We start from the raw sequence: 26,074 nt of genomic DNA, 5'->3' as shown, positions 1-26,074 counted from the left end.
GCGCGCATGAACGACCTCAAGGTGGGCATCCGCTCGATGACGCAGGCGGTCGAGACGCTGTCGGGCGGCCAGCGCCAGTGCGTGGCGGTGGCGCGGGCGGCGGCCTTCGCGAGCCACGTCGTGATCCTCGACGAGCCGACCGCGGCGCTTGGCGTCAAGGAAGGCAACATGGTGCTCGAGCTGATCCGGCGGGTGCGCGACAAGGGCCTGCCGGTGGTGCTGATCAGCCACAACATGCCGCACGTGTTCGAGATCGCCGACCGCATCCATGTCGCCCGGCTGGGCAAGCGCGGCGCGGTGCTGAACCCGAAGAAGATCAGCATGAGCGACACGGTCGCGGTCATGACCGGGGCCTTGCCGCCCGAGCAGTTGCCCGCCGAATGCCTGGCGTGAGCGGGGCGGTGCATGCGATGACGATGCCACCCTCGGCCGACGACGGGTCGCAGGAGACGACCCGGCTGCGCCCGCGCGGCTCGAGCCAGGGCGGCCTGCGCCAGTACAACGAGCGCGTGGTGCTGCAGGCGATCCGCAACCACGGCCCGATGCCCGGCGCCGAGCTGGCGCGGCTGACCCGGCTGACGCCGCAGACCATCTCGCTGATCACCAAGCGGCTGATCGACGACGGCCTGCTGCTGCGCGGCGCCCTGCTGCGCGGCAAGGTCGGACAGCCCTCGGTGCCGCTGGCGCTGAACCCGGACGGCGCCTTCTCGATCGGCATCAAGCTCGGCAGGCGCAGCCTCGACATGCTGCTGGTCGACTTCACCGGCGCGGTGCGGGCGCGGCGCAGCCTGAGCTACGACTATCCCCGGCCCGAGGCGGTGTTCGGCGAGATTGCCGCCCGGCTGGCCGAGTTCCATGCGCTGCTGGGTGCCGCCGAGCAGGAGCGGCTGCAGGGCATCGGCATCGCGGCGCCGCTGTCGCTGGGCGGCTGGCAGGCATTGCTGGGCGTCGAGGCCGACCGCGCCGCGGCCTGGAACCGCACCGACGTGCGGGCGCGGGTGGCGGCGCTGTCGACCTTGCCGGTGAGCTTCGTCAAGGACACCGCGGCCGCCTGCGTGGCCGAGCTGGTGGCCGGGCGCGGCCGCAGCGTGCGCAGCTTCGTCTACATCTTCGTCGACACCTTCGTGGGCGGCGGACTGGTGATCGACAGCCACCTGCGCGGCGGACTCAACGGCAACGCGGGCGCGATCGGCTCGCTGGCCCTGCACCGGGCGATGCCGGGCGACACCGCGCCGCCGCCGCAACTGCTCAGCGTGGCCTCGCTGATCATGCTGGAGCGGCGCTTCGAGCAAGCCGGGCTGGACCCGGACGCGGTGTCCGACCGGCGGGCGCTGCAGGCGCCCTGGCAACCGATCACGCAAGCCTGGCTGGACGAGGCCGCACCGGCGATCGTGCTGGCCATCCACGACGCCGCCTGCCTGCTCGATCTCGAAGGCGTGATCATCGACGGCTCGTTCAGCCGCGAGCTGCTCGAGGCGCTGCTCGACGCGGTGTCGGCCGCGCGCAGCCGCTACAGCTGGGAAGGCGTCGAATGTCCGCAGCTGCTGCCCGGCACCACCGGCTCGGACGCCCGCGCGCTCGGCGGTGCGCTGCTGCCGCTGCATGCCAACTTCGCGCCCGACCGGGACCTGTTCCTGAAGCTGGACAAGGGGGCGGGCTGACGCGGACCCTCGACGGGTCGGCTCGCCGGCCTACATGCGTTGACTCCCGAGGACGATTCGCGCGCAGGCCGCCTGGCGCCAACATACGCGGCAGGGCTTGGTCCAAGCCAACGGAGTACCTCTTGTCAACTTTCTTCGACACGCGCGACAGGGCCGCATGAGACGCCACCTGAAAGCCATCGCCTGGACCTTCGTCCTCACGCTGTCCGCCACGCTGCTCGTCCTCAACTTCCGCAGCGGCGAGAAAAAGCTCGACGAGCAGGTGAGGCGCGAATACGCGCTGCACGATCCGCAGTACCAGCACGTGCTGGGCGTCATGCTGGGCCCCCCGATCACGCACGGCAATCGCTTCGAGGCCCTCTACAACGGGGACCAGATCTTTCCCCCGATGCTGGCCGCCATTCGCGGGGCACGGCAGAGCATCACCTTCGAGACCTACATCTACTGGTCCGGCGACATCGGCAAGGCCTTCGCCGACGCCCTCGCCGAAAGGGCCCGCGCGGGGGTCAAGGTGCACGTGCTGCTGGACTGGCTCGGCAGCGCCAAGGTGGACGAGGCATTCCTGCGCGAGATGGAGGATGCCGGCGTCGAGATCCGGAAGTTCCACAAGCCCGACTGGTACGACATCGCCCGCATGAACAACCGCACCCACCGCAAGCTGCTGGTCGTCGACGGACGAATCGGCTTCACCGGCGGCGTCGGCATCGCGCCGAACTGGACCGGCAGCGCGCAGGACGCCGAGCACTGGCGCGACTCCCACTTCAAGGTCGAGGGGCCGGTCGTCGCGCAGATGCAGGCCGTCTTCATGGACAACTGGATCAAGGTCTCGGGCGACGTCCTCCATGGCCGACGCTACTTTCCGCCGATCGAACCCATGGGCGAGGGACGCGCCCAGATGTTCAGCAGCTCGCCATCCGGCGGCAGCGAGAGCATGCACCTCATGTACCTGCTGTCGATCGCCGCGGCGACACGGACCATCGACCTGTCGAGCGCGTACTTCGTGCCCGACGACCTGACGGTGGACGCGCTGGTGGCCGCCATGCGGCGAGGGGTGCGCGTGCGGATCATCACGCCGGGACCCATCATCGACTCGCAGACGGTCCGTGGGGCATCGCGAGCGTCATGGGGACCGCTGCTGGAGGCGGGCGCGCAGATGAGCGAGTACCAGCCGACGATGTTCCATTGCAAGGTCTTCACGGTCGACGGGCTGCTGGTCTCGGTCGGCTCCACGAACTTCGACAACCGCTCCTTCAGGCTCAACGACGAAGCCAACCTGAACATCTACGACGAGGATTTCGCGGCGGCACAGACCGCCCAGTTCGAGGCGGACCTGAAGCAATCCAGGCAGCTCACGCTGGCGGCGTGGCGAGACCGGCCTCTCACGGAGAAAGCCATGGAGCACGTCGCAGCATGGCTGTCGAAACAGCTGTGAGGACGAGAGCGCGGCGGGACCGCCGGGCCGGCGCCTAGCCCAGCGTTCTTCGGGGCAGCTTGATGGTGAAGACGCATCCTGTGCCCGGCACATCCCGAACGGTCAGGACGCCGCCATCGGCCTCGACGCTTCGGCGCGCGATGGAAAGACCGAGTCCCAGCCCGGTCTTGTTGTCGCCGACTTGTACGAAGGGCTGGAAGATGCGCGAGGCAGCGCCTGGCGGCAGTCCTCCGCAATGATCCTCGACGTCGACCAGGACATGGTCGCCTTCGGCGTGGGCACTCAGTGTGACTTCGGAATCGGCGTGGGTGAACTTCAGCGCGTTCTGCAGCAGGTTCGCCAAAGCCGCCAGGAGCCGCTCCCGATTGCCCGAAATGGCCAGCGCGGGATCGACATCGCGGACCAAGAGCGTGCAGCCCCTGGCGCTGGCATCGAGCGCGGCGCCATTCCTGGCTTCCGCGACAAGCGCCGCGACCGGAAAAGCCGTCTCCTGTGACGCTTCGGCCGTGCCCCTGACCTGGGACAGCGACAGGTTGAGCAGGGTCGCCAACGAAGACAGGCTCCTTTTCAACACGGCGCCGGTCGCACCGCCGATCGGAACCTTTCCCGATTCGAGCACCGTGAACGCAAGCGTTGCGGTGTGCAGGTAGTTTCGCAGTTCGTGCACCAGCATGCCCAGGCGCTCGTTCTCGTCGGCGGTCTGCTGAAGTGCGACGCCGGCGTCCCGCCAGATGCCGAACTCCGTCACCGCATCGGCAATGGCGTTGTCGAGGCAACGGTTCAAGGTGCGAAACTCGTCGACAGAAAACGGCGCATCGAGTTCGACGGCGAGGTCGGTGATGGCCTGGCAAAGGTCGCCGTAGTCGTGCACCACCTGGTCGACGGAATAGCCGAGCGCCAGCAGTTCCTTGCCATGCGCAGCAGCGCTCAGGCCCATCTCGGACAGGGCCGTTCTTGCGCCACCCCCGGCGGCACCTGAAATACGGAAACTCTCGTCGACCTCGCCGTTTTCCTGCGCCTCCAGCGTTCTCGTCAACTGGTCCAGAAAGATGGGCACGCCGTTGGCGAGTTGGGCGGCCGTGGCTTCTCGCCTGGGCCGCCGAGCGACCTTTGCCTTGCACCGCTCAATGAGCTCGTCGCGATGGTTGTAGAGGAATCGGTGCATGGGGTCCTCCAGCGATAGCCTCGCGCTTCAACCCGGTCGAAGCGCTCAGCGGGAAAGTTCGGCGCCTCCCGCACGTCGTCGAGAGTCGCCCGAAAAGCTCCATCATGCGCCTTCCGTGCGCTGCCGAAATGGAGCCCGCCCCGTTCAGGGCCCTGAAGCGCTGGCTGGCTGCCTACCTCCCGGCGGGCCATTGGCCGACCCTGCCCGGTGCTGCTCGGCCACAAGCTGGGCCACCCGTCGACAATCAAGGAATCCGCGTGAGCCCACCGACATCGATGGCCAGCGCCAATTCGCGAGAGTCGGGCGCCGGCCCTGAGCACGGTGCTGCCGCGAGCGCGGCACCGGACGCCGCCGCGCCTTCCACTGCCCTCGCCCTGGTCTCGCTGGTGCCGGAACTGAGGACCATGGCCGGCGCGGTGACGGCAACGGCGGTGATCGCGGCTCTCTATTTCGGCCGCGACATCCTGATGCCGCTGGCCCTCGCCTTCCTGCTGGGCTTCGTGCTCGACCCGCTCGTGATGCGCCTCAAGCGGCTGGGCCTGCCGCGCGCGCCCGCGGTGATGCTCGTGGTGCTGCTGGCCCTCGGCACGATGGGCATGGCGGGCCTGCTGCTCGGCAGTCAGGTCAGTACCCTGAGCGCCGAACTTCCGACCTACCAGAACAACATCAAGACCAAGCTCAGCGAGCTTCGCGCCCGGGCCAGCGGCCCCGGGATGTTCGACGGCGTCATCAAGACCTTCGACACGTTCAAGAAGGAGGTCGAGGACGCACCGCAAGCCCCGGCCCCGGCTCGCGCGGGCGCCAGGGGCGCCACCGGCAACACGGCGCCCGCGCCGGCGCAAGCCGTGCAGCTGGTCGAGAAGACGCCCTCGTCCTTCCAGCAAGGCATCTCGTTGCTCGAGATGGCGAGCGCGCCGCTGGCGACCGCCGGCATCGTGCTGGTCTTCGTGGTGCTGATCCTGCTGGATCGGCTGGACTTGCGCGATCGCCTGGTTCGACTCTGGGGCGGCAGCCTGCATCGCTCGACCGATGCCATGGACGAGGCCGGCCAGCGCATCAGCAAATACCTCACGATGCAGCTGGTGGTGAATTTCAGCTATGGCGTGCCGATGGCGCTCGGCCTGTGGTTCATCGGCGTGCCGGGCGCGATGCTCTGGGGCGCGGTGGCGGCGGTGATGCGTTTCGTTCCGTACGTGGGGCCGATGATCTCCGCCGTGTTCCCGATCGCGCTGGCCTTCGCGGTCGATCCCGGCTGGAGCATGGTGCTGTGGACCATCGGTCTCATCATCGCGCTCGAGATGCTGAGCAACAACGTGATCGAGCCCTGGCTGTACGGCGCGAGCACCGGACTCTCGGCCATGTCGCTGATGGTCGCGGCGACTTTCTGGACCGCGCTGTGGGGCCCTCTGGGGCTCATCATGTCGACGCCGCTGACGGTCTGCCTGATGGTCATCGGCCGGCACCTGCCACGGCTGCGCTTCCTGGACGTCCTGCTCGGGAGCCAGCCCGCCCTCGACGCGCCGACGCGCATCTACCAGCGCCTGATCGCCGACGATGTCGAGGAAGCCATCGAGCTCGCGACCGACCAGGTCGTCGACCACAACGTGCTCGGCTTCTACAACGAGACCGGGCTGCAGGTGCTGCGCATGGCCTCGAGCGACCACGCCAACGTCGCGCGTGCCGAGCACCGGCACCGCGTGGTGATCGGCATCGAGGCCCTGATCGACGAGATGCGAGAGCTTCATCCCGAACCGCACGCGGCCTCCGCGCCCGCCGCGGTGGTGTGCATCGGGGGCAAATGGGAAGTCGATAGCCTGGCGGCGCGCATGCTGGCGCATGCCCTGTCGATGCAGGGCTGCGTCGCCCTGCCGCACGGGGCCGGCGCGGTCAACGCGGACTTCATCACGGGGCTCGACCTGGGCGGCGTGGAGTGCGTGTGCATCTCGTACTTCAGCCCCGACCCGCAGGTGGCGGCGCGCCACTTCTGCCGGCGGCTGAAGCGTCGCTGGCCAGGCACGCGGGTCGTGCTGGGCCTGTGGAACGCGCCACCGGAGCTGTTGGGCGAGGAAGCGATCCGCAACCTCGGCGCGGACGGCGTCGTCACCTCGGTCGGCGAGGCGGTGGTCGCGATCGCCGCACTGACCGGCACCCAGCCGGCCGAGGGCTTCATGCAGGCGGCGCGCCCCGAGGCGGATGCCGACAGGCTCCACGCCCTGCGTGCCAGCGGCGCGCTCGATCCGCGCGCGAAGGAGCTCTTCGATGCCGCCACGCAGCGCGCGGCCGACGTGTTCGACGTGCCGATGGCCATGGTGTCGCTGATCGAGGAGAGCACGCAGGAGGTGCGCGGCGCCTACGGCGAGTTGCGCGCGCCGGCCAGCCCGGATGCCGCACCGCTGCGCGGCGTCGACCTCGGCATGCCGCGCGAGCTGTCGATGTGCGGCCATGTGGTCGCGAACGCACAGACGCTGGTGGTGCCCGATGTGTCGAGGGACCTGCGCTTCGCCGGCAACCCCGCGCTGCAGGGCAAGGGGCTGCGCTTCTATGCGGGCGCGCCGCTGCGCGGACCGGGCGGCCACGTGCTGGGAACGCTGTGTCTGCTGGATGTCGAACCCCGCGCGCTCAGCCAGAGCGAGGTTCGTCTGCTGGAAGCCATGGCCAAGGACCTGATGCAGGCCCTGCAGGCCGCGGCCGCGCAATGGGGCGAGATGGTGCCGGCGCCGGTGGCCATGGGTCCGCCGTCGGCCACGGTCGGTCAGCTGCTGCCGTCGGCCTGACGCGGACCGGACGCGAAGCCGCCCGGCCGCGAGCGTGAGAGCGACTCACGCAGCGGCAGCTTCATTGAGGCAGCTTCACTGAGGCATCACGCGGGCGCCCTCGCCGTTGCCCTGGATGAAGACCCGCTGGCCCACTCGCAGGCCGGGAGTCACCGGCTGCGTCACTTCGACCAGCACGCCACTGTCGGTGCGAACGAAGATCTGCTGGCCTTCCAGCGGCCTGCTGTAGCGCTCGGCGATCTGGCTGCCCGCAACGCTGCCGCCGATCGCGCCCACCACCATGGCGACATCGCGGCCGGTACCGCCGCCGATCAGACTGCCGACGCCCACGCCGGCGAGGCCACCGAGCACGGCCCCCACACCGGTATGGTGAGAAGTCGGGATCTCCGTCGGCATGATCTGCTCGATCTTGCCCTGCCGGATAGTCATCGACCCTTGCTGCGATCCCGGCGCGGCGCAAGCGGTGAGAAGGACAGCCATTACAAATGCGGAAAACAAGGAGAAGAGGCGCACTTTCATGAATTGGACTCCGGTACAAGGTGGATGAAACCGATGCGGATCGGGCTCGGGAGACGACGAAGACAGATTCGCCAGCCTCGTGCGCGCACTATGTGCTGCTTCGACGGCGGCGTCTACTGCACTTAGGGGCAATTTCGCGCGTGCCTCCGTCGCAGCCCTCGGCGGCCGTTCCAGGCCCGCTTTTGCCACGCCGCGAACGTCGGGTGCATCATCGGCCCACTCGGCTGCCAGGCGATCTCCTTCCGTGCACCGCGCCCTTGGGCCATGAGGAGGAGCATCCATGCAAGCCACCCCATTGCTCGACCTGGCCATCGTCGGCGGAGGGGTCGCCGGCGTCATCCACCTGCACTACGCGCGGCAGTCGGGCCTCGATTCGCTGCTGCTCGAAAAGCAGGGCGGCGTCGGCGGCCTGTGGCGCCAGCTTCCGGCGTGGCAGGACATCCAGATCAGCCCGGCCGACTGGACCCTCGGCGATCTGCCGATGGGTGGCCCGAAGCAGCCGTGCATCCTCGCCAACATCGAGGCATGGGTCGAGCGCTTCGACCTGGCTGACCGCATCCGGCTCGACAGCCCGGTGTCTCGTGCGCGTTACACCGGCACCTGCTGGGAGCTCGACACGCCAGGCGGCACGGTGCGGGCGCGTCATCTGGTGGCGGCCACCGGGGGCCACAACACGCCCGCCATACCCGATGCGATTCGTCGCGACAGCGAATTGCGAGAGCTGCATTCCAGCGCCCTGCGCGACCCGACCGAGCTGACCGGACGCGAAGTGATCGTGGTCGGCGGCGGCGCCTCGGCCTTCGACTTGCTGGACCTGTGCCTGGAGCACAAGGCGCGCCGGATCGCATGGGTGTACCGGGGCTTGCGCTGGTTCACGCCGACCGGAAAGCCGAAGGCGATCGCCGGCAGCGTGCGGCCCTACGCGAAGATGCAGGCGAGCGGCATGACCGTCACGCAGCAGAACGAGACGATCGGCGCCGACCTGCTGTCCCGCTACGAGAAGTTCGGCATCCAGTCGATCCGACCCCAGCGCTTGCTGGACGTGCGGCAAGACCAGCTCATACCCGGCCGCGCACGCATGCTGGCCAGCTTTGCCGCGTTGGAGCGGTATCCGGGCAGCGTCGAGAAGATCGAGGGGCGCCACGTGACGCTGTCGGACGGCACGCGGCTCGCGGGGGACGTGCTCCTCTGGGGCACGGGCTACCAGACCGACCTCTCGTACTTCGAGGAGCCGCGCATTGCACGCGTGCGAACCGTCGCCGAACTGGCCTCGCGCTGCGCCTGCATCTTCCGCAGCCTGGATGCGCCGGACCTCTATTTCCCGGGCGTGGGACTGGACGGCATCGGCGCCGCGCCCTGGGCCTTCATGCTGATGGCGCGATCCGTCATGTCGCACATCCGCGGCACGGCGCAGCTGGACATGGAACCGGTCGACGGCAGGCTCAACCACTTCGACATCGTGCGCTACCTCGCCGAGCGGGACCGAGGCACCTACGCCGGCGAGCGGGGCTGGGACTTCTATCGCGAGTTGGCACTCGGCACACCGGACGACCAGCCCTACCCTCTGCTCTGACGCCGCTGCGCGGCCGCACGCGGCCACGACGGCGATCCGCGCGGGCGATCAGGTGTAGCGCTTTTCCAGCGCATCCCAGACCGGCTTGCCGACCAGGCGCTGCCGCTCCGCGAACGGCACGACCAGCGCCGGGTCCTCGTCGACGCGCCTGGCATCGCGCAGCACCGTCAGCGCCTTCTGCATGCCCGCCACCGCACCCTGCAGCGCCGCATTGGCGTAGAGCACGATGCCGTAGCCGAGGCGGCCCAGCTCGTCGGCGCCGACGATCGGCGTCTTGCCGCCGATCACCATGTTCATCAGCTGCGGCTTGCCCAATCGCCCCGGCAGCGCGCGGATCTCTTCCGCGGTGGTGACAGCCTCGACGAACAGGATGTCGGCACCCGCCTGCGCGAACAACTGGGCGCGTTCGAGGGCGGCCTCGAAACCCTGGGTGGCGCAGGCGTCGGTGCGCGCCATGATCAAAAAGTCCGGATCGTGCCGCGCATCGACCGCCGCCTTGATCTTGCTCACCGCCTCTTCGGTGGAAATGACTTCCTTGCCCGAGAAGTGGCCGCAGCGCTTGGGCGCCAGCTGGTCCTCGAGCTGGATGCAGTCGGCGCCGGCCCGCTCGAGCACACGCACGGTGTGACGCACGTTGAGCGCGTTGCCGAAGCCGGTGTCGGCGTCGACGATCAGGGGCAGCTCGACCGCATCGCGGATGCGCGCGGTGTGGTCCGCGATCTCGTGCAGGCCCATGAAGCCCTGGTCCGGCATGCCGAACCACATGTTGGTGACGCCGGCGCCCGTGACGTAGATGGCTTCGTACCCCAGGTCTTCGATGACCCTGGCGGACAGCGCGTTGAAGGCGCCCGGGACGATCACGCCGCGACGGGCTTCGACCAGCGATCTGAGTTGCTTGCGAGTGGACACTGGAAAGACTCCTGAGATTCAAAAACTGTCGCCGGGTACGCGGACCTGGCCTTCCATCAGCACGCGGGCGCTGCGGCTCATCAAGGCCTTGGTGACCGTCCACCGGCCGTCGACCTGCCTGGCTTCGGCGCCGACGCGCAGCGTGCCCGAGGGGTGGCCGAAGCGCACGGCGGTGCGTTCGCCGCCACCGGCCGCCAGGTTCACCAAGGTGCCGGGGATGGCGGCCGCGGTGCCGATGGCCACCGCCGCGGTGCCCATCATCGCGTGGTGCAGCTTGCCCATGGACAGTGCGCGCACCAGCAGGTCGACATCGGCCGCGTTCACCGGCTTGCCGCTGGAGGCCGTGTAGGCCGCGGGAGGCGCCACGAAGGCCACCTTGGGTGTGTGCTGGCGCAGGCCGGCCTCGGCGATGTCCCGGATCAGCCCCATGCGCACGGCGCCGTGCGCGCGAATGGCTTCGAACATCGCCAGCGCGGCGTCGCTGCCGTTGATCGCATCCTGCAGCTCGGTGCCGGCGTAGCCGACGGCATCCGCATTGACGAAGATGGTCGGGATGCCGGCGTTGATCAGCGTCGCCTTCAAGGTGCCGACACCGGGCACTTCCAGGTCGTCCACCAGGTTGCCGGTCGGAAACATGGCGCCGCCGGCCTCGCCGTCACCCTCGTCGGCCGGGTCGATGAATTCCAGCTGCACCTCGGCCGCCGGGAATGTCACGCCGTCGAGTTCGAAGTCGCCCGTCTCCTGGACGGCGCCGTAGCTCATGGGCACGTGCGCGACGATGGTCTTGCCGATGTTGGCCTGCCAGATCCGCACCGTCGCCATGCCGTTGCGCGGCAGCCGGCTGGCATCGACCAGTCCGTTGGCGATCGCGAAGGGCCCCACGGCGGCGGAAAGGTTGCCGCAGTTGCCGCTCCAGTCGACGAAGGGCCGGTCGATGGCCACCTGGCCGAACAGGTAGTCGACATCATGGCCGGGCCGGCTGCTGCGCGACAGGATCACCGCCTTGCTGGTGCTGGAGGTCGCGCCGCCCATGCCGTCGATCTGCTTGCCGTAAGGGTCCGGGCTGCCGATCACGCGGAGCAGCAGAGCGTCGCGTGCCGGCCCGGGGCGCTGCGCCACCTCCGGCAGGTCCTGCAGGCGGAAGAACACGCCCTTGCTGGTGCCGCCGCGCATGCAGGTCGCCGGGATCTTGATTTGTGGCGTGTGTGACATCAGGCCGGTTCCGTGGAAGCAAGGAAGTCTTGCGCAAATCGCTGCAGCACGCCACCGGCTTCGTAGATCGAGAGCTCCTCGGCGGTGTCGAGCCGGCAGGTCATCGGCAGCTCGACGACATCGCCGTTGCGGCGGCGGATCACCAGGCCCAGGTCGGCGCGCGGTCGACGCTCACCCCCGACGTCGTAGGTCTCGGTGCCGTCCAGGCCCAGCGTCAGGCGATTCACGCCGGGCTTGAACTCCAGCGGCAGCACGCCCATGCCGATCAGGTTGGTGCGATGGATGCGCTCGAAGCCCTCGGCCGCGATCGCTTCCACGCCTGCCAGCCGAACGCCCTTGGCCGCCCAGTCGCGCGAACTGCCCTGGCCGTAGTCGGCGCCGGCGATGATGATCAACGGCTGCTTGCGCTGCATGTAGGTCTCGATGGCTTCCCACATGCGAACCACCCGGCCCTCGGGTTCGATCCGGGCGAGCGAGCCCTTCCGGACCTTGCCGTCGACCACGGCCATCTCGTTGACGAGCTGCGGATTGGCGAAGGTCGCGCGCTGCGCCGTCAGGTGGTCGCCGCGGTGCGTGGCGTAGGAATTGAAGTCTTCCTCGGGAAGGCCCATCCGGTGCAGGTACTCGCCCGCCGCGCTGTCGCGCAGGATGGCGTTGGACGGCGACAGATGGTCGGTCGTGATGTTGTCGGGCAGCAAGGCCAGCGGGCGCAGTCCACGCAGCGTGCGTTCGCCGGCCAGCGCACCCTCCCAGTACGGGGGGCGGCGGATGTAGGTGCTCTGCGGGCGCCAGTCGTACAGCGGGCTGATCGGCGCGTGGCCGGCCACGCCGATCTTGAACATCGGATCGTAGACGCGGCGGAAGTGCTCGGGCTTGACGCTGGCGGCGACCACGGCGTCGATCTCGGCATCGCTCGGCCAGATGTCCTTCAGCGTCACGGCCAAGCCGTCGGCGTCGATGCCGAGCACATCCTTCTCGATGTCGAAGCGCACGGTGCCGGCGATCGCGTAGGCCACGACCAGCGGCGGAGACGCCAGGAAGGCCTGTTTGGCATAGGGATGGATCCGGCCGTCGAAATTGCGGTTGCCCGACAGCACGGCCGTGGCGTAAAGGTCGCGGTCGATGACCTCCTGCTGGAACGCAGGGTCCAGCGCACCGGACATGCCGTTGCAGGTGGTGCAGGCAAAGGCCACGATGCCGAAGCCCAGCCGTTCCAGTTCGCGCAGCAGGCCGGCCTCTTCCAGGTACAGCTGCACCGCCTTGGAGCCGGGCGCGAGCGACGACTTGACCCAGGGCTTGCGCACGAGACCGCGCGCATTGGCATTGCGCGCCAGCAGGCCGGCGGCGATCACGTTGCGCGGGTTGCTGGTGTTGGTGCAGCTGGTGATGGCCGCGATGATCACTGCGCCGTCGGGCATCCGGCCCGGCACGTCCTCCCACTCGGCAGCGATCCCGCGCGCGGCCAGCTCGGAGGTCGGCAGGCGCTTGTGCGGGTTGGACGGGCCGGCCATGTTGCGCACCACCGCGCGCAGGTCGAAGCGCAGCACGCGCTCGTATTCCGCGCTGGCCAATGCGTCCGACCAGAGTCCCACTTCCTTCGCGTAGGTCTCGACGAGGCGAACCTGTTCGTCCGTGCGTCCGGTGAGGCGCAGGTAGTCGATGGTCATCCGGTCGATCGAGAACATCGCCGCCGTGGCGCCGAACTCGGGCGTCATGTTGGAGATCGTGGCCCGGTCGCCCAGGGTCAATGCCGAGGCGCCTTCGCCATGGAATTCGAGATAGGCGCCCACCACCTTCTGCTGGCGCAGGAACTCCGTCAGCGCCAGCACGATGTCGGTCGCCGTGATGCCGGGCCCTGGCTTGCCGCTGAGCTCGACGCCGACGATGTCGGGCAGCCGCATCCAGGAAGCGCGGCCCAGCATCACGCTTTCGGCTTCGAGCCCGCCGACGCCGATCGCGATCACGCCCAGCGCGTCCACGTGGGGGGTGTGGCTGTCGGTGCCGACCAGCGTGTCGGGGAAGGCCACGCCGTCCCTGGCATGGACGACCGGCGACATCCGCTCGAGGTTGATCTGATGCATGATCCCGTTCCCCGGCGGGATCACCTCGACGTTCTTGAAGGCCTTCCGGGTCCACTCGATGAAGTGGAACCGGTCTTCGTTGCGACGGTCTTCGATGGCGCGGTTCTTGGCGAACGCATCCGGATCGAAGCCCGCGAACTCGACCGCCAGCGAGTGGTCCACGATCAACTGGGTCTGCACCACAGGGTTCACCTGGGCCGGATCGCCGCCCCTGTCGGCGATGGCATCGCGCAGGCCGGCCAGGTCCACCAGTGCGGTCTGTCCCAGGATGTCGTGGCACACCACGCGGGCCGGAAACCACGGAAAGTCGCGGTCGCGCCGGCGTTCGATCAACTGCAGCAGCGAGTCGTCGAGGATGGCCGGGTCGCAGCGGCGCACCAGGTTCTCGGCATGCACGCGCGAGGTGTAGGGCAGCCCGGCCCAGGCGCCGGGCCGAAGGGCGTCGACGGCTTCGCGGGCGTCGAAATAGTCCAGCGACGTGCCCGGGAGCTTCTTGCGGTACGAGGTGTTCATGCGCGGGTTCCTGTCAGCGGCGATCGCCGATGGGCAGGAACGCCAGGTCCTCGGGACCGGTGTAGTTGGCACTCGGGCGGATGATCTTGTTGTCGATGCGCTGCTCGATGACGTGCGCGGCCCAGCCGCTGGTACGGGCAATGACGAACAGCGGCGTGAACATCGCCGTCGGCACGCCCATCATGTGATAGCTCACGGCACTGAACCAGTCGAGGTTGGGGAACATCTTCTTGGCATCCCACATCACCGTCTCCAGGCGCTCCGCAATGTCGAACATCTTGCTGGCGCCCGCTTCATCCGACAGCGACCTGGCGACGCCCTTGATGACGACGTTCCGGGGATCGCTCACGGTGTAGACCGGATGTCCGAACCCGATCACCACTTCCTTGGCCTCGACCCGGCGACGGATGTCCGCTTCGGCTTCGTCGGGCGAGTCATAGCGCTTCTGGACCTCGAACGCGACCTCGTTGGCGCCGCCGTGCTTGGGCCCGCGCAGCGCCCCGATGGCGCCCGCGATGGCCGAGTACATGTCGCTGCCGGTGCCGGCGATGACGCGCGCCGTGAAGGTCGAGGCGTTGAACTCATGCTCGGCATAGAGGTTCAAGGAAGTGTGCATGGCGCGTTCCCAGGCGGCGCTGGGTTGGGTGCCATGCAGCAGGTGCAGGAAGTGCGCACCGATGGAGTCGTCGTCGGTTTCCAGCGCGATGCGCCTGCCTTGCGTGGACCAGTGGTACCAGTACAGCAGCATGGAGCCCAGCGAGGCCATCAGGCGGTCGGCGATGTCTCGCGCACCTGGCGCGTTGTGATCGTCCTTCTCGGGCAGCGTGCATCCCAGGGCCGACACGGCGGTGCGCATCACGTCCATCGGATGCGCGCCCGCGGGGATCTGCTCGAGGGCCGACTTGACGCTGGCCGGCACGCCCCGCATGGCCTTGAGCTTCGCCTTGTAGGCCCGCAGTTCGGCCGCCGTGGGCAGCTTGCCGTGCACCAGCAGGTGGGCGATCTCCTCGAACTCGCAGACCTCCGCGATGTCGAGGATGTCGTAGCCGCGGTAGTGCAGGTCGTTGCCTGTGCGGCCGACGGTGCACAAGGCCGTGTTGCCGGCCGTGACGCCCGAGAGCGCGACGGATTTCTTCGGCTTGAACCCTGCGGGTGCAGCCTGGGTGGCGGTTGTCATGCAGTCTCCTTTTCCAGATAAGAGCGATCGATGGGAACGGGGCGTCCTTGCGGCATCCACGGCCACCATCTCGAACACCCCTTGAGAACTTCTTCCGGCGGCGTTCCGTAGTGGTTGGCCTGGTCCGGAAAGACGATGTCCTTCAGTTCGACCGTGCCGCTGGGTGTTGTCATGCTTCGCAATTTACGCACAATCGGGTCCTTGCAGAAGGACTAAAAGGGCGAAGATTTGCGAAGAAGAATCCGCGAATTTGCGAATCTTGCAAATTCTTCAGTCCACCGGAGATCACGATGAAGAAGACTTTCATGGGCGTGCGCCTGCGCAAGCTGCGGGCCGAACGCGGCCTGTCGCAGGTCGCGCTGGCCAACGCGCTCGGCCTTTCGCCGAGCTACCTGAACCAGCTGGAGCAGAACCAGCGGCCGCTCACCGTCGCCGTCCTGCTCCGGATCAGTCGTGCGCTGGGCATCGACGTGCAGCAGTTTTCCGAGGACGAGGAAGCGCGCCTGGTGGCCGGCATGCGCGAGGCCCTGGCCGACAACCCGGGCGGCGAGGAGGTCGCGTTGCCGGAGCTGCTCGAGGTCGCCTCGCAGATGCCCGCCGTGGGGCGAGCGCTGCTGGCCCTGCACCGTCGCAATGCCGATGCGGCCCAGCGTCTCGAAGCCATGGCACTGCGCCTGGGAGACGACCGCGCCGACATCGCGCCGACGCGGCCGATGGCCTTCGAGAGGGTGCGCGACTTCTTCTTCGCCCATCAGAACCATTTCGATGCCGTGGACCGTGCCGCCGAGGCGCTCGCGGCCGAGGCGAACGCCGAAGGAGGCCCGCTGTCGGAATGGCTCGTCCGCCGACTCATTCAGCGGCACGGCGTGCACGCGATGCCATCGCACGATGAGGCCGAGGAGAGCCAGCGCCGCTATGAGCCGGGCAGCCGGACCTTGCGGTTGTCCGCGGCCCTGGAAGCCGGCCAACAAGCGTTCCAGCTGGCGACGCAGCTCGCCCTGCTGGAGCAGTCCGCGCTGCTGGACCGGCTGGTCGATACGCCGGAATTCGGCGGCGATCCGCAGGCGCGGACCTTGGCGCGCATCGGCCTGGCGAACTACTTCGCGGGCGCCTTGCTGCTGCCCTACGCGGCGCTCCTGAAGGCGGCCGAAACCATGCGCTATGACATCGACCGGCTCTCGCGCCGCTTCGGGGTCGGCTTCGAAACCATCTGCCATCGCCTGAGCACGCTGCAGCGGCCGGACGCGCCCGGCGTGCCCTTCTTCTTCATCCGCGTGGACCGCGCCGGCAACATCTCCAAGCGGCAGTCCGCCACCCACTTCCACTTCTCGAAGACCGGCGGCACCTGCCCCCTGTGGAACGTGTACGAGGCCTTCTCGCAGCCCGGCAAGATCCTGCCGCAGCTGGCGCGCATGCCCGATGGCCGCACCTACCTCTGGATCGCCCGCACGGTCTCGAAGGGCCAGGGCGGCTACGGCGCACCGAGCAAGACCTTCTCGGTGGCGCTGGGCTGCGACACCCGGCACGCGCCGCGACTGGTCTATTCGCGGGGCATGAACCTCGACGACCCCGAGATCGCCACGCCCATCGGCATGGGTTGCAAGGTGTGCGAGCGCACGCGCTGTCCGCAGCGGGCCTTCCCGTTCGTGGGAAGGCCGCTCGAGGTGAACGAGAACGAAAGCCGCTTCACGCCCTACCCGGCGGACTCGGCCGACCCGCCCTGATCGCCTCAGGCGACCGCGCGCAGGGCCCTGGCGGCCTCGACCATGTGGGTCAGCGCGGGAATCACCTCGGCCCACTGGCGCGTCTTCAGGCCGCAGTCCGGGTTGACCCACAGCCGCTCGGCCGGAATGCGCTCGGCCGCCTTCTTCATCAGTTGCACGATGTGCTCCCGGGTCGGGATGTTGGGCGAGTGGATGTCATAGACACCGGGGCCGATCTGGTTCGGGTAGTTGAAGTCGTCGAAAGCGTCCAGCAGTTCCATGTCCGAGCGGGAGGTCTCGATCGTGATCACGTCCGCATCCATGTCGGCGATGGACGCGATGATGTCGTTGAATTCCGAATAGCACATGTGGGTGTGGATCTGCGTCTCGTCGTCGACGCCATTGGCGGTGATGCGAAACGATTCGACCGCCCAGTCGAGGTAGTTCTTCCACTGCGACTTGCGCAGCGGCAAGCCTTCGCGCAGGGCCGCCTCGTCGATCTGGATCACGCCCACGCCGGCCTTCTCGAGGTCGAGCACCTCCTCTCGGATCGCCAGCGCCAGCTGCTTGCATGACGCCGACCGAGGCTGGTCGTCGCGCACGAACGACCAGTTCAGGATCGTGACCGGACCGGTCAGCATGCCCTTCATCGGCTTGTTCGTCAGCGACTGCGCATAGCGGATCCATTCGACCGTCATCGCCTTGGGGCGCGTGATGTCGCCGAACAGGATCGGCGGCTTGACGCAGCGGGAACCGTAGGATTGCACCCAGCCGAACTGGCTGAAGGCATAGCCGTCGAGTTGCTCGCCGAAGTACTCGACCATGTCGTTGCGCTCGGCTTCGCCATGCACCAGCACGTCGAGGCCCAATGCCTCCTGCTCGCGAACGCTGCGGGCGATCTCCGCCTGCATGGCGCTCTTGTAGCCGGCCTCGCCGAGCTCGCCGGCCCTGAACCGGCTGCGTGCCTGGCGGATCTCCGCGGTCTGCGGGAACGAGCCGATGGTGGTGGTCGGGAAAGCCGGGAGCTTCAGGCGCGCCGCCTGCAGCGGGGCGCGCTGCGCGTAGCCGCTCTTGCGTCGTCCGAGCTCGGCGTCGATCCGGGCGATCGCCGCCCGGACCGCGGGGTTGTGGACCCGCGGCGACGCGCGACGCGCTGCAACGGCAGCCTGGTTGGCGGCGAGCGCGTCCTTGACCGCGTCGCGGCCCTGGTTGAGCGCCGTCGACAACAGCTTCAGTTCGTCGAGCTTCTGCAGCGCGTAGGCCAGCCACGACTTGATTTCCGGATCGAGCCTGTGCTCGCTCTCGAGGTCGACCGGCACGTGCAGCAGCGAGCACGACGGTGCGATCCACAGCCGGTCGCCGCCCAACTTCTGCGCGATGGGCTCGAGCCAGTCGAGCACGGCGGCCAGGTCGGTCTTCCAGATGTTGCGGCCATCGATGACGCCGAGCGACAGCACCTTGTGGGCCGGCATCAGGCCCAGCAGGGGCGTCACGTCGGCCCGGCCGTTGACGGCATCGATGTGAAGGCCCGCCACCGGCAGGTTGGCGGCCAGGTACTGGTTCTCCAGCAGCTGGCCGAAATAGGTGGCCAGCAGCAGCTTGACGCGGCAGCCCTTGAGCTGGTGGTAGGCGGTGTTGTAGGCATGCTGCCAGTCGGCATCGAGCTCGGTCACCAGCAGCGGCTCGTCGATCTGCACCCACTCGACGCCCTGCGCGGCCAGGGTGTCCAGCAGTTCGGCGTAGGCCTCCAGAAGCCGCGGAAGCAGGGCCAGCTTGTCCGAATCGTCCTTGGCCTTGCCGATGGCGAGGTAGGTGACCGGTCCGACGATCACGGGCTTGGCCTTGACCCCTTGCGCCCTGGCCTCGGCCAGTTGCGCCAGCAGGCGGGAGGCATCCAGCTTGAAGTGCGTCTGCGCCGTGAACTCCGGCACGATGTAGTGGTAATTGGTGTCGAACCACTTGGTCATTTCGCCGGCGGCGACACCGCCGCAGCAGGCGCCGTGGTCTTCGCTGCCGTGCGCCGAGCGGCCACGGGCGACCCGGAAATAGTTGTCCAGGACATCGCCATGGAAGCCCCGCACGCGCTCGGGCAGGTTGCCCAGCGTGAAGCTCATGTCCAGCACCTGGTCGTAGAACGAGAAGTCACCCACCGGCGCGAGGTCCAGGCCGGCCTGCTGCTGCCAGTGGCGCTGGCGCAACCGGGCGCCGAGGGCCTGGAGTTCGTCGCGCGACGAAGCGCCCTTCCAGTAGGACTCGAGCGCGAACTTGAGTTCGCGCTGCGCGCCGATTCGGGGAAAACCAAGATTGTGGGTCAGGACCATGAGACTGCTTTCGGGATGCATCGGAAATGCGAATGGCGCTGATCGTAGGCATGCCACTCCATGAAGTAAAATGGTCTTATTTCAACAATCGATTAGTTTTATTCATACGAAATGCTGGAGCGCATTCATCTGGCCATCGTCCGGGAGGTCGACAGGCAGGGCTCACTGACCGCTGCCGCGGCGACGCTGTGCCTGACGCAGTCGGCCCTCAGCCATGCGATGAAGAAACTGGAACTGCAGTTGGGCACTGCGATCTGGCTGCGCGAGGGGCGCGCCCTGCGGCCCACGCAGGCCGGCGAATACCTGCTCGCCGTCGCCAATCGCGTCCTGCCCCAGCTCGACGTCGCCGAGGAGCGCCTGCAGCAGTACGGGCAAGGCGAGCGTGGCACGCTGCGCATCGGCATGGAGTGCCACCCGTGCTATCAGTGGCTGCTGAAGGTCGTGGCACCCTACCTGGCCAAGTGGCCCGACGTGGATGTGGACGTCAAGCAGAAATTCCAGTTCGGGGGCATCGGTGCGCTGTTCGGCTTCGAGATCGACCTGCTCGTGACACCGGATCCGCTGTTCAAGCCGGGGCTGCGCTTCGAGCCTGTGTTCGACTACGAACAGGTGCTGGTCGTGGGCGCCAGCCACCCGCTGGCATCGGCCGCCTACGTGAAGCCGGCGCAGCTGACGCCGGAGGTCCTGATCACCTACCCGGTGGCGCCCGAGCGGCTGGACGTCTACAACCAGTTCCTGATGCCCGCAGGCATCACGCCCAAGCGCCACAAGACCATCGAGACGACCGACATCATGCTGCAGATGGTGGCCAGCGGCAGGGGCGTCGCAGCGCTGCCGCGTTGGCTGGTTGAAGAGTATGCGGACAAGCTGGAGATCGTCCCCGTCCGGCTCGGCCGCCATGGGCTCGCCAAGCAGATCTTCCTGGGTGGCCGGGAAGCGGAGATGGACGTGGACTACCTCAAGTCCTTCATCGACTTCGCGCGTCAGCCGGCGCGGGAGAAATCGCGCAAGGCTTGAACACGGATGCTGTCGATGCCGCAGATGGCGGGGTGAGACTTCGCAGGCTCAAGCAGCGACTGCCGTCGGCGTCTCGGCGCTCCTGGCGCTCCTGGCGCTCCTGGCATTGGCCCGCGCTGCCCGGGCGATGCTCTCTGCGAACAACGGCGTTTCACGGCTGTTGTGATCGCCGGAGGCCAGCTGTCGGTCGTGCGATGCCTGCTCGAAGCTCACTCCGTGGCTCGCAATGAAGGCCAGGAACTCTTCCGTCGGGTGCGACACCACCGAGTTCGTGTACTCGGTGCGCCCGTCGCTCAAGCCCTTGGCGCTGAGTTCCCAGATGACTTGCACCCGGGTGCGCCCTGCCGGTGTGAACACGTCCGACGTCGAGACCAGCAGGCAGCGCAGCTTTCCGACCACTTCGCCCACATAGTGCTGGACGACCAGGCCGGTGCCGATCTGCTCGACATTGATGGACATCGGGCGACCATCGTCGGTGCGGGTCGAGCCGCAAGCGATATGGTCCGGCGGCGCGCACCGCTGGTACTCGGCTTCGGGCAAGCCGAAGAGCCACTTGCCGATGTCGACTTGCTCGATGGGCACGTCGATGACGTGGCTGAAGGCCGATTGCGAGAGGACGAGGTCGCTGCGGATGCTGTCGGTCATGAGAACTCCTGGGAGGAAAAGTGGATGGAGGCGAAAGTGCCTGCCGGCGTTGGCCGCTGCGCGTGGCACTGACGCCGGGATCCAATGTCTCAAGCCCCTGTTTCGGCTGGATTTCGACCTGGCCTGGCAAGCATTGCAGTTGCAATCCGTTCGCAGGCGGCATCGGCTGTCACGACGGTCTCTGACCGGGCAGCAGCAGGATCTTGCCGACGCTCTGGCCCGATTCCATGCGCCGATGCGCCTGGGCCGCATCGGCGAGCGCATAGCTGCTGTCGATCACAGGCCGGATCGCGCCGGCCGCCAGGGCGTCGAGCCATCGCTGCGCGAAGCGTTGGACCATCGCCTGCTTGACCTCGGGAGGCCGCGACTTCATCACCGTGCCGAAGATCTGCAGGTGGCGGTACAGCAGCAGGTCCATGGGAAGCGCGGCGCCTTCCGCGCCCCCGAGCAAGCCCACCACCACCATGCGCCCGCCCACCGCCAGCGAACGCAGGTTGCGCTCCAGGTAGGGGGCACCGATGAAGTCGATCAAGACGTCGACGCCCTTGCCATCCGTCTTGGCGGCCACCACGGCCTGGAAGTCGTCGCTGCGGTAGTCGATGACTTCATCCGCCCCGAAGCTCTGGACGGCATCGCGCTTGTCGCCGCCCGCGGTCGCGAACACGCGCGCGCCGGCAGCGTGCGCGAGTTGCACCGCGGCGGAGCCCACGCCGCCGGCCGCCGCATGGACCAGCACCGACTCGCCGGCTTGCAGGCGGCCCAGATGAAACAGCGCTTCGTGCGCGGTCACGAAAACCTCGGCCACCGCGCCGGCATCGACCAGGTCGAGGCCTGGCGGGACCTGCATGGCCATGCGGTGATCGATGCGCGAGAGTTCGGCATAGGCGCCTCCGCCGACGATGCCCATGACGCGGTCGCCCACGCGGAATCCCTGGACCTGCGCCCCCACCTCCACCACCGTCCCGGCAATCTCCAGTCCCATGGTGTCCGCGTCGCCGAAGAAGGCGCGGCCGTAGGCACCCTTGCGATGGGAAAGGTCGGCGCGATTGACCCCGATGGAGGCGTTGCGCACCAGCAGGTCATGGGGTCGGACTTCCGGGGCCGCGACCTCGCGGATCACGAGCACTTCGGGCCCGCCGAAGTCGTCGAAGACGATGGCTTTCATGGCTTGTTTCTCTTTCATTCCATGCGATCCAGATCCTGTTGCCGCGCATGAGGGACGTGGCCGCTCACCGCCCCGGTTGCCGGGTTGAATACCCCCGAGCTGTCCCGGCCTTGCATGCTTGAATCGATGAAGTCAAGGCATCGTATGGGGGCAACCTCAAGCGGACAATCCCTCGCTCTCGCGAAACATCTTTGCAAGGAGCGCAAATATGAGCCAGGCTCGAACCGTGGAGAACCTGGAGGTTTTCGTCGACACGGTGGAGGCGTCGCTGGTCACGCTCTCCTCTTCATGAGCGGCAAGGCCTCACGGCCGCGCGCGCTCGGGGTCCGTCAGCCGATGCAGACCGGCGGCCGGCGGATCTGCACCACGCCGCGGTCCGTCTGCACGCCCATCGCGTACAGCCCCGAGGAACCGCCGTTGTAGCGAATCTCGAACGGAAAATCAGAGGGCGAGGCGACGTCGCCGAGCCAGCCCTTGAGATCCGAATGGGTTCCGCCGATCTCGATCCACGCCAGACCCTGCCCCTGCACTTCGCCGGAGCCCGGCACCACCGGGAGGCTCGCGACGTGCGTGCCGCCGCCCGGCTTGAAGTAGAGGTTGGGCTTGCCGATCGGCCAGGCCACGGTCGCGCTCGGCGCCTGCAGCGCGAAGCCGCGCGCGCCGTTCATCATCTGGCGGCCGGCCTCGTGGCCGGTGGTGTTGGGATCGATCGTCGTGCCGTGGTGCGCCGCGAAAGCCTCCAGCTCTTCCAGCGTGTCGGAGCGCAGGCACCAGCCGAGGAAGCAGTCGCCTTCGCGCGTCTGGCGCTCCATGAAGACGGTCAGCGGTTCGCCGTGGGCGAGGGGTCGGCGGTCGATCACGCTCTCGACCTCGATGTAGATGTCGGGCGCGAGCGGCACCACGCGATGGCCGATGCCGTAGAGCGGAAAGAAGCCGCCGTCGTAGTTGCCGAGGCCGGTCTCCTTGCTGAGCCGGAAAGTCGACTCGTAGACGTTCGGGGCTGCCATGCAGACATGGTCGAAATGGATCACTGGGGTTCCTTCGTGTGGGTGTGTGGATGAAGTTGCGAGCTCAGCGCGTCGCGGGCTCGTAGCGGCCCGCCGGTGCAGCCGATGGCCTGACGAGGGCCTGGCGCCGCATGCGCCGACCGGCGAGGTAGACGAAGACGGCGCCGAGCAGCGCGGCGAGCGCGAGGAACAACAGCCCCGCGTCATAGGAGCCCGTGCGGTCCTTGAGCAGCCCGATAAAATACGGGCTGAACATCGAGCCGACGATGCCGAAGCAGTTGACATAGGCGAACACCACGGCGGCGGTCTTGCCCCTGACGCCGACACCGGTGAGCTGCCAGATGCAGATCGGCCCGCTGACCAGCCCCGCGGTCAACAGCGACAGCCCGGCGATCGACGCGTAGAGGTTGGGCACGCTGACCAGGATGCCGATGCCCGCGGCGGCGGTCACGAAGGCGGCGATGGCATGCCACACGCGCTCGCCCGTGCGGTCCGAATGAGCGACCCAGAACCAGTAGATCACCATGCCGAACACGCTCGGTATCGCCGCCAGCAGCCCGACCTGGACCGTCGACAGTGCGACGCCGAAGAGGCGGCCGAACTCCTGCACGATCTGCGGCGTGAAGATCAGGCTCGCATAGAAGCCCATCTGCGCCGTTGCATAGGCGAGCGACAGCAAGATCAGGTGCGGCTGCAGCAAGGTGGTGCGCAGCGGCGGCTCGCCGACGGACGCAGGGGCGTCGCCGCTGTCGCGCGCGGCGATCACCTGGCGCTTCTCCTCGTCGGTCAGCCAGTCGGCCTCCTCGGGCTTCGAGGTCAGGAAGCGGATCGAGTAGAAGCCCAGCAGCACCGGCAGCAGGCCTTCGACGAACAGCATGATCCGCCAGCCCGAGAAGCCGAACAGGCCATCGGCGTACTGGACGATCGCTGCCGACATCGGCGTGCCCACGATGACCGCCCAGGGCAGCACGGCGATCACCAGCATGCGCCCGCGCAGGCCGGGCGGAAACCACAGCGCCAGGCAGTAGATCAGGCCCGGAAACAAGCCGGCTTCGGCGACGCCCAGCAGCATGCGCACGGCGATCAGCTGCCAGCCGTTCTGCACGAAGGCCGTGCAAGCGGAGATCAGGCCCCAGGTCACCATGATCCGCGTGAGCCAGACGCGCGCGCCGACCCGGTGCAGGATGATGTTGCTCGGGATCTCCATCGCCAGGTAGCCGATGAAGAACAGGCCGGCAGCCAGTCCGAACACTTGCTGGCTGATGCCCAGCTCGGCATTCATGCGCAGCGCCGCGGTGCCGATGTTGATGCGGTCGAGGTACGCCATGGTGTACATCAGCATCAGGATCGGGATGATCCGCCGGATCACTTTGCGCTGTACGGACGCGGGAAGGGTTTGAGTCATGTCGGACGCCCAGGAGGAGCTTCGGAGGTTGACGGGCGAGGCCCGCGGTCGGTGTCCGCCGGGCGGGAAGCGCCGCAGCGTTGATCGAATGATCGTTAACGAGAAGATGACTGAAAAGGACAATCTTTCTCATGATCTCGGACATCAAGGGTCCGAACTATTTAGACTCCGGCCTTCGCACCCGAGCACGACCCCATGAACCTGATCGACCTCCGGACGCTGAAGCACTTCGTCTGCGTGGCAGAGAACGAGAGCATCTCGAGGGCGGCACAGCTGCTGCACATCTCGGCCTCGCCGCTGAGCCGCACCATCCTCAACCTCGAGGAAAAAATCGGCTTCGCACTGTTCGATCGCGTCGGCAGGAGCCTGCGGCTCAACAACGCCGGACGCGAACTGCTGCTCAACGCGCGCCAACTCCTGCTCGGCAACGAGCGCCTGATGCTCGACCTGCAGCGCCGGGCCGGCGGCACCGGCGGCACGGTGGTCATCGGCCACATGCCGGGCGCGCTCTACAACGGCATCATCCCGGACACCGCCCAGCGCGTGCAGGCCGCGCACCCCGCGATCCGCTTCCAGTTCGAGGGCGCGCCGGAGAGCGAGCAACTGGAGGAACTGCGCCGGGGACGAATCGATTTCGCGGTGCAGACTCAGGAGCTCACCGATCCCGCGCTGGCTTCGGCGGTCTACAGTTCGGAGCGCTACGTGCTGCTGATGCCACGCGCGCATCCGCTGGTCGCGGCGCCGGAGATCTCGGCGCGCCAGCTGGTCGATGCCGAGTGGGTGGTGACGCCCGAGCGCAGCGGCCCGTCGCTGCGCGCGAAGTTCATGCTGGCCTGCCATCGCCTGGGTTTCGAGCCGCGCGTGGCCTGCGTCGCGGGCGACATCATCTCGGCGCTGGCGCTGGTCGCGAGCGGCTTCGGCTTGTGCGCGGCGCAAGAGAGCCTGGTGCAGTTCTCGGGCGAGAACATCGTGGTGCGCGATCTTCCGCTGCTGGAGATGCGCACCGACTACCGCATCGTCTGGCGCCCCGACGCGCTCGGTCCGGCGGCGCTGCGCTTTCTGGATGCGCTGCTGGAGCGGGCCGACTGAAATTCAGGTCGATTTGCGGTCGGCCAGCAGCACCTTCGGCGCCCCGTGCAGGAAGGACTCGACCCTCATATCGATCAATCGATCAATATTGCGTGGCGCCGCGAGGTCGTAGACCCACTTGCGAACGCCGATGTAGAACACGCTGGAGTGCATGGCCCAGATGAGTTCGACCTCTTCGTCCTCGGCCTCGGCGTTCTCGGGATCGGGAATGTCGTAGGCAAAGCGCAGCTCGCGCGCGATCAGCAGGAAGTGCCGCTCGCGCAGGCGCGCCAGGTAGCGCTGGTTCACGCCGGCGCGGCTGAGGCCGGCATACATGAAGATGCGCACCCATTCGCCGCGCAGCACGAAATGCGCGTAGTCCTTGAGGTAGCGCTTGAGCCGGCTTTCCAGCGAGTGCGTGCGGTCGGCGAGCCACTCCTCCCACTCGGGGTTCCAGCGGCGCACGAAAACCTCGTCGTAGACGCGGTCGACCAGCGCCTCCTTGGTCGGGAAATAGCGGTACAGCAGGGGCTGCGAGACGCCCAGGCGCTGGGCCAGGTCGCGTGTACTGCCCTCGAATCCATGCCTGGCAAAGAAGCTGATGGCCGACTGGACGATCTCGTGCTCGCGGTCTTCGGGCGCGAGGCGGCGGCGCCGCTGCTTGCCGCCGGCGGCGCCTTCTTCGGGAGTCTCGTCAGCCTTGGCGGTGCGGGGGGTCATCGATGGT

At 67.8% G+C, this 26,074-nt stretch carries 21 protein-coding genes; 8 read left to right on the top strand and 13 right to left on the bottom strand.

The annotated features are described in order from the left end of the window. The 3 genes from AC1DF3_RS10335 to AC1DF3_RS10325 all read left to right on the top strand — a co-directional run. Positions 1–393: ATP-binding cassette domain-containing protein (locus tag AC1DF3_RS10335; RefSeq protein ID WP_478139585.1), on the top strand; the 393-nt coding region annotated here is incomplete at its 5' end. Positions 394–410: 17 nt separating this feature from the next. Further along, positions 411–1,661, top strand: a complete 1,251-nt coding sequence (locus tag AC1DF3_RS10330) for an ROK family transcriptional regulator (RefSeq protein ID WP_286531294.1) — start codon at positions 411–413, stop codon at positions 1,659–1,661. A 157-nt stretch (positions 1,662–1,818) separates the two neighbouring features. Continuing rightward, positions 1,819–3,093 (top strand): phospholipase D-like domain-containing protein, encoded by a 1,275-nt coding sequence (locus AC1DF3_RS10325; RefSeq protein WP_478139584.1) that lies wholly within the window; start codon positions 1,819–1,821, stop codon positions 3,091–3,093. 34 nt (positions 3,094–3,127) lie between these two features. On the opposite strand, the gene AC1DF3_RS10320 is transcribed toward AC1DF3_RS10325, so the two are convergent. Then, complete coding sequence (locus AC1DF3_RS10320; protein WP_478139583.1) at positions 3,128–4,258, bottom strand: sensor histidine kinase; 1,131 nt, start codon at positions 4,256–4,258, stop codon at positions 3,128–3,130. Between the two features lie 257 nt (positions 4,259–4,515). On the opposite strand from AC1DF3_RS10320, the gene AC1DF3_RS10315 reads away from it, so the two are divergent. Beyond that, on the top strand, positions 4,516–7,032 hold the full coding sequence (locus AC1DF3_RS10315; RefSeq protein ID WP_478139582.1) for an AI-2E family transporter: 2,517 nt from the start codon (positions 4,516–4,518) through the stop codon (positions 7,030–7,032). 75 nt (positions 7,033–7,107) lie between these two features. Here AC1DF3_RS10315 and AC1DF3_RS10310 read toward each other — a convergent pair whose 3' ends face one another. Next, a complete protein-coding gene (locus tag AC1DF3_RS10310; RefSeq protein ID WP_286531285.1) occupies positions 7,108–7,551 on the bottom strand; it encodes an outer membrane lipoprotein in 444 nt (147 codons plus the stop codon). A 280-nt stretch (positions 7,552–7,831) separates the two neighbouring features. On the opposite strand from AC1DF3_RS10310, the gene AC1DF3_RS10305 reads away from it, so the two are divergent. Next, positions 7,832–9,124, top strand: coding sequence for an NAD(P)-binding domain-containing protein (locus AC1DF3_RS10305; protein ID WP_286531284.1), 1,293 nt, complete (start codon positions 7,832–7,834; stop codon positions 9,122–9,124). 48 nt (positions 9,125–9,172) lie between these two features. On the opposite strand, the gene AC1DF3_RS10300 is transcribed toward AC1DF3_RS10305, so the two are convergent. Genes AC1DF3_RS10300 through AC1DF3_RS10280 form a run of 5 tightly spaced genes read right to left on the bottom strand, consistent with a single transcriptional unit; the run spans position 9,173 to position 15,189 of the window. Continuing rightward, on the bottom strand, positions 9,173–10,033 hold the full coding sequence (locus AC1DF3_RS10300) for an isocitrate lyase/PEP mutase family protein (RefSeq protein WP_301810503.1): 861 nt from the start codon (positions 10,031–10,033) through the stop codon (positions 9,173–9,175). Positions 10,034–10,051: 18 nt separating this feature from the next. After that, positions 10,052–11,245 carry a 2-methylaconitate cis-trans isomerase PrpF gene (gene prpF, locus AC1DF3_RS10295; protein ID WP_478139581.1) on the bottom strand — a complete coding sequence of 398 codons (1,194 nt, stop codon included), beginning with the start codon at positions 11,243–11,245 and terminating at the stop codon, positions 10,052–10,054. Continuing rightward, a complete protein-coding gene (gene acnD / locus AC1DF3_RS10290) occupies positions 11,245–13,839 on the bottom strand; it encodes a Fe/S-dependent 2-methylisocitrate dehydratase AcnD (protein ID WP_478139580.1) in 2,595 nt (864 codons plus the stop codon). The genes prpF and acnD overlap by 1 nt, the downstream gene beginning before the upstream one ends. Before the next feature lie 13 nt (positions 13,840–13,852). Continuing rightward, positions 13,853–15,016, bottom strand: a complete 1,164-nt coding sequence (gene prpC, locus AC1DF3_RS10285) for a bifunctional 2-methylcitrate synthase/citrate synthase (protein WP_478139579.1) — start codon at positions 15,014–15,016, stop codon at positions 13,853–13,855. Beyond that, a complete protein-coding gene (locus AC1DF3_RS10280) occupies positions 15,013–15,189 on the bottom strand; it encodes a hypothetical protein (RefSeq protein ID WP_478139578.1) in 177 nt (58 codons plus the stop codon). The genes prpC and AC1DF3_RS10280 overlap by 4 nt, the downstream gene beginning before the upstream one ends. 117 nt (positions 15,190–15,306) lie before the next feature. On the opposite strand from AC1DF3_RS10280, the gene AC1DF3_RS10275 reads away from it, so the two are divergent. After that, positions 15,307–16,740, top strand: coding sequence for a short-chain fatty acyl-CoA regulator family protein (locus AC1DF3_RS10275; RefSeq protein ID WP_478139577.1), 1,434 nt, complete (start codon positions 15,307–15,309; stop codon positions 16,738–16,740). Positions 16,741–16,745: 5 nt separating this feature from the next. On the opposite strand, the gene metE is transcribed toward AC1DF3_RS10275, so the two are convergent. Then, a complete protein-coding gene (gene metE, locus AC1DF3_RS10270) occupies positions 16,746–19,040 on the bottom strand; it encodes a 5-methyltetrahydropteroyltriglutamate--homocysteine S-methyltransferase (protein WP_478139576.1) in 2,295 nt (764 codons plus the stop codon). 111 nt (positions 19,041–19,151) lie between these two features. Here metE and AC1DF3_RS10265 point away from each other — a divergent pair, with 111 nt between their 5' ends. Beyond that, the gene (locus tag AC1DF3_RS10265; protein ID WP_478139575.1) at positions 19,152–20,057 is read left to right on the top strand and encodes a LysR family transcriptional regulator; all 906 of its coding nucleotides are present in this window, start codon (positions 19,152–19,154) and stop codon (positions 20,055–20,057) included. 48 nt (positions 20,058–20,105) lie between these two features. On the opposite strand, the gene AC1DF3_RS10260 is transcribed toward AC1DF3_RS10265, so the two are convergent. From AC1DF3_RS10260 to AC1DF3_RS10245, 4 genes are all read right to left on the bottom strand, one after another. Continuing rightward, positions 20,106–20,702 (bottom strand): hypothetical protein, encoded by a 597-nt coding sequence (locus AC1DF3_RS10260; RefSeq protein ID WP_478139574.1) that lies wholly within the window; start codon positions 20,700–20,702, stop codon positions 20,106–20,108. A 169-nt stretch (positions 20,703–20,871) separates the two neighbouring features. Further along, positions 20,872–21,867 (bottom strand): NAD(P)H-quinone oxidoreductase, encoded by a 996-nt coding sequence (locus AC1DF3_RS10255; RefSeq protein WP_478139573.1) that lies wholly within the window; start codon positions 21,865–21,867, stop codon positions 20,872–20,874. Between the two features lie 329 nt (positions 21,868–22,196). After that, positions 22,197–22,898, bottom strand: a complete 702-nt coding sequence (locus tag AC1DF3_RS10250; RefSeq protein ID WP_286531263.1) for a VOC family protein — start codon at positions 22,896–22,898, stop codon at positions 22,197–22,199. A 40-nt stretch (positions 22,899–22,938) separates the two neighbouring features. Beyond that, on the bottom strand, positions 22,939–24,279 hold the full coding sequence (locus AC1DF3_RS10245; RefSeq protein ID WP_286531261.1) for an MFS transporter: 1,341 nt from the start codon (positions 24,277–24,279) through the stop codon (positions 22,939–22,941). A 195-nt stretch (positions 24,280–24,474) separates the two neighbouring features. Between AC1DF3_RS10245 and AC1DF3_RS10240 the strand changes: the two genes are divergently transcribed. Beyond that, positions 24,475–25,368: a LysR family transcriptional regulator gene (locus AC1DF3_RS10240; RefSeq protein WP_286531259.1), complete on the top strand. Its 894-nt coding sequence runs from the start codon at positions 24,475–24,477 to the stop codon at positions 25,366–25,368. Positions 25,369–25,371: 3 nt separating this feature from the next. On the opposite strand, the gene AC1DF3_RS10235 is transcribed toward AC1DF3_RS10240, so the two are convergent. Next, complete coding sequence (locus tag AC1DF3_RS10235; RefSeq protein WP_478139572.1) at positions 25,372–26,067, bottom strand: TetR/AcrR family transcriptional regulator; 696 nt, start codon at positions 26,065–26,067, stop codon at positions 25,372–25,374. Positions 26,068–26,074 lie beyond the last annotated feature (7 nt).

The sequence above is a fragment of the Variovorax sp. 10N432 genome, assembly GCF_056394465.1.
This window is presented reverse-complemented; position numbering and strand designations above follow the sequence as displayed.

Bases quoted from the DNA above. Each gene is read 5' to 3' on its own strand.
- AC1DF3_RS10260 (WP_478139574.1), bottom strand. From the start codon at position 20,702: ATGACCGACAGCATCCGCAGCGACCTCGTCCTCTCGCAATCGGCCTTC.
- acnD (WP_478139580.1), bottom strand. From the start codon at position 13,839: ATGAACACCTCGTACCGCAAGAAGCTCCCGGGCACGTCGCTGGACTAT.
- AC1DF3_RS10235 (WP_478139572.1), bottom strand. From the start codon at position 26,067: ATGACCCCCCGCACCGCCAAGGCTGACGAGACTCCCGAAGAAGGCGCC.
- AC1DF3_RS10275 (WP_478139577.1), top strand. From the start codon at position 15,307: ATGAAGAAGACTTTCATGGGCGTGCGCCTGCGCAAGCTGCGGGCCGAA.
- AC1DF3_RS10245 (WP_286531261.1), bottom strand. From the start codon at position 24,279: ATGACTCAAACCCTTCCCGCGTCCGTACAGCGCAAAGTGATCCGGCGG.
- AC1DF3_RS10280 (WP_478139578.1), bottom strand. From the start codon at position 15,189: ATGACAACACCCAGCGGCACGGTCGAACTGAAGGACATCGTCTTTCCG.
- prpC (WP_478139579.1), bottom strand. From the start codon at position 15,016: ATGACAACCGCCACCCAGGCTGCACCCGCAGGGTTCAAGCCGAAGAAA.
- AC1DF3_RS10305 (WP_286531284.1), top strand. From the start codon at position 7,832: ATGCAAGCCACCCCATTGCTCGACCTGGCCATCGTCGGCGGAGGGGTC.
- AC1DF3_RS10320 (WP_478139583.1), bottom strand. From the start codon at position 4,258: ATGCACCGATTCCTCTACAACCATCGCGACGAGCTCATTGAGCGGTGC.
- AC1DF3_RS10330 (WP_286531294.1), top strand. From the start codon at position 411: ATGACGATGCCACCCTCGGCCGACGACGGGTCGCAGGAGACGACCCGG.
- prpF (WP_478139581.1), bottom strand. From the start codon at position 11,245: ATGTCACACACGCCACAAATCAAGATCCCGGCGACCTGCATGCGCGGC.
- AC1DF3_RS10310 (WP_286531285.1), bottom strand. From the start codon at position 7,551: ATGAAAGTGCGCCTCTTCTCCTTGTTTTCCGCATTTGTAATGGCTGTC.
- AC1DF3_RS10240 (WP_286531259.1), top strand. From the start codon at position 24,475: ATGAACCTGATCGACCTCCGGACGCTGAAGCACTTCGTCTGCGTGGCA.
- AC1DF3_RS10255 (WP_478139573.1), bottom strand. From the start codon at position 21,867: ATGAAAGCCATCGTCTTCGACGACTTCGGCGGGCCCGAAGTGCTCGTG.
- AC1DF3_RS10265 (WP_478139575.1), top strand. From the start codon at position 19,152: ATGCTGGAGCGCATTCATCTGGCCATCGTCCGGGAGGTCGACAGGCAG.
- AC1DF3_RS10325 (WP_478139584.1), top strand. From the start codon at position 1,819: ATGAGACGCCACCTGAAAGCCATCGCCTGGACCTTCGTCCTCACGCTG.
- metE (WP_478139576.1), bottom strand. From the start codon at position 19,040: ATGGTCCTGACCCACAATCTTGGTTTTCCCCGAATCGGCGCGCAGCGC.